This window comes from Chrysiogenia bacterium, assembly GCA_020434085.1.
Lineage (GTDB): Bacteria > JAGRBM01 > JAGRBM01 > JAGRBM01 > JAGRBM01 > JAGRBM01.
Genome location: JAGRBM010000479.1, coordinates 1 through 2,778, shown reverse-complemented (window position 1 = coordinate 2,778; position 2,778 = coordinate 1). Strand labels below are relative to the sequence as shown.

Sequence of the window (2,778 nt, the reverse complement as noted above, 5' to 3'; positions counted from 1 at the left end):
TGCGCTCGGCACTCCGCTATGAAATGCAGACAATCGGTGAGGCCCTCGCCCAGCTTGCCAGGATTGCCCCGGAGCTGGCGGATCGGTTTTCCGACAAGCAGAGCGTGGTCAGTTTTCGCAACGTGGTGGTGCACAACTACTGGCGCGTTGACGACGAGCTGGTCTGGGGCATTGCGGGCACTTTTCTCGAAAATCTTCTGGTACAAGCGCAGGCCCTGCTCGCCGAGCTCGAATAGCCTCTCACCCCGCCCCTGCAACTGCTGAGCTACCACATCGCCAACCTCAAGGGCTGCGACGTGGATCAGCCGCGAAATCTGGCGAAGAGTGTGACGGTGGAGTGATCACGACGCGTAGCAGGTAAAGTTCAACGTCACCGTCATTCCCGCACCCGGGACGAGCGGGTCGACCGATAACGTGAACGCCCTGGTTTCACCGGTGGCGATCACCGGAACCATCATGGGATCAAAGCTGATCACCAGATAGCCGATCCCGCTCCCGCCGGTTTCGGCCGTCGCCTCCCCCGTCGAAGTATCGAGAACCAGGTCCGGATCCATGAAAAAATCCGCCAAGGGGCTTGTTGCGAACTGGAGCAGAAGCTCGGACTCGATTCCAGTGACATGCACCGGCGCATCGGGCACCACGACAACCGGTACGGGATACTCGATCAGATCAACGATCGTGTCCGCGCCGAATACGATCTGCACCGGGTCGGGGGAACTGCGCGTCGTCAGAATCTGCAGGAATGCCGTGCTCGCGCTGAAATCACAGGTTCCGGGAGCGGCAACGGCGGATGCAAACTCCAGCTCGACGTCTTCCCCCGCGCCGATGTCATAGGGAAGCAGGACTTCGATCTCATCGCTTTCAAATGAGGGCAGTCCCGGCGCGGAGAACACCAGCGTGATTGTTTCCATCACGTCGGCGGCATCGCTCACATAAGAGAGGTCGTCGAAAATCGCGACGCCAAACGACGTGAGACGCACGGTGGTTCCAATGATCTCACCGCTGCCGTCGCCGACCGACACGGTAACGGGAATGCCGCTCCCGGTAATCGGGTTGTCGTCTTCATCATGCAACTGAACAGCGATCGGGTTCCACACCATGCGATCGACCGCCGTTGCCGGAACTGCATTGATTTCGCCGGCAAGAAGCGCGGCATTGAGATCCGATGAATTGCACGCTGCCGCGCCTGTCGCCAGCACCAGTGCCGCGACAAACCATGTGTATCGGAAAAACTGCATCCGTTGATCTCCCCGCCCCCGAATTCTCGTTCTGAATCAGTGAGAATACGCCCGAAACAGCCTTCAAGGAATGACCGATTGTGAAACAGCGCCAAAAGGGCAAAACGCATTCCCCGGCAGCCCTCCCCTCCCCCGCCCCATGTGCTATGCACCCCTGCCATGAGCGGACTTTCCTTTGAACAGGGGCTCAACCCCGAACAGGCCGAGGCGGTGCGGAGCACCGAGGGGCCGCTGCTGATTCTGGCGGGTGCGGGCTCCGGCAAGACGCGGGTGATTACCTTCCGCATCGCCCATCTGATCCAGGACCTGGGGGTCGACCCCTGGGCCATCTACGCCGTGACCTTCACCAACAAGGCGGCCGAGCAGATGCGCGCGCGCCTGGATTCCCTGCTGGGCGGGATGGGCTACGGCGGGCTGTGGATTTCCACCTTCCACTCCTCGTGCGTGCGCATTCTGCGCAACGAGATTCATCACCTCGGCTACGAGCCCCATTTCGTCATCTACGACGACAAGGAACAGAAGCAGCTCATCAAGGAAGTGCTCAAGGAGCTCGACCTCTCGGAGAAGGTCGTCGACCCGCGCATGGTCGCCGGCAAGTTCGACCAGCTTAAGAACCAGGGTTACCTGCCCGACGACGAGTGGGAGATGGACTTCGGATTCGGCGAGGAACGCCTCCGTCAGATCTACAAGCGCTACCAGGAACGCCTCAAGCAGATGAACGCCCTCGACTTCGGCGACCTGCTCGTGCAGACAACCAGGCTTTTCGAGCAGCACGACGAAGTGCGCGCCCAGTATGCCCGGCAGTTCGAGTACGTGCTGGTGGACGAGTATCAGGACACCAACAAGGTCCAGTACAAGCTCATCCAGCAGCTCACCCGCGAGCACCAGAACGTGTGCGTCGTGGGTGATGATGACCAGAGCATCTACAAGTGGCGCGGCGCCGACATCACGAACATCTTCAACTTCGAGCGCGATTACCCCGGCACCAAGGTCATCAAGCTCGAGCAGAACTACCGCTCCACCCAGAACATTCTCAAAGTCGCCAACGCGGTCATTTCCCACAACACCGCGCGCAAGGGCAAACAGCTCTGGAGCGCGATCGAGGGCGGCGCGCTGGTCACCCACCACCATGCCGAGGACGAACACGCTGAGGCGCGCTTTATCGTCAAGAGCGCGCGCGACCGCGTCCACACTGAGGGCAAGGGCTGGCGCGACGTGGCGATCTTCTACCGCACCAACGCGCAAAGCCGCGTGCTCGAAGAAGAGCTGCTCAAGCACCGCATCCCCTACAACATTCTGGGCGGGCAGAAATTCTACGACCGCAAGGAAGTAAAAGACGCGCTGTGCTACCTGCGCCTCCTGATCAACCCGGTCGATGACGTCGCCCTGCTGCGCATCATCAACACGCCCACGCGCGGCATCGGCCCCGGCACCGTGGAAAAACTGCAGGACTCGGCCGCGCAGCAGCGCATCAGCCTGCTGGAGGCCACGCGGCGCGCCTGCACCGACGGCACGCTGGGCACGGGCCCGACCAAGAAAG

General features: G+C 61.2%; 3 protein-coding genes. 2 read left to right on the top strand and 1 reads right to left on the bottom strand.

Annotated features, from left to right (window positions below; all coding sequences use genetic code 11):
• On the top strand, window positions 1-236 hold a 236-nt coding region (locus KDH09_16235), incomplete at its 5' end, for a DUF86 domain-containing protein (protein MCB0221247.1).
• Between the two features lie 105 nt (window positions 237-341).
• On the opposite strand, the gene KDH09_16230 is transcribed toward KDH09_16235, so the two are convergent.
• A complete protein-coding gene (locus tag KDH09_16230; GenBank protein ID MCB0221246.1) occupies window positions 342-1,238 on the bottom strand; it encodes a hypothetical protein in 897 nt (298 codons plus the stop codon).
• Window positions 1,239-1,397: 159 nt separating this feature from the next.
• Here KDH09_16230 and KDH09_16225 point away from each other — a divergent pair.
• The coding region (locus tag KDH09_16225) for a UvrD-helicase domain-containing protein (GenBank protein MCB0221245.1) at window positions 1,398-2,778 on the top strand (1,381 nt) is incomplete at its 3' end.

Coding starts and splice junctions, on each gene's coding strand:
- KDH09_16230 (MCB0221246.1), bottom strand. CDS start 1,238: ATGCAGTTTTTCCGATACACATGGTTTGTCGCGGCACTGGTGCTGGCG.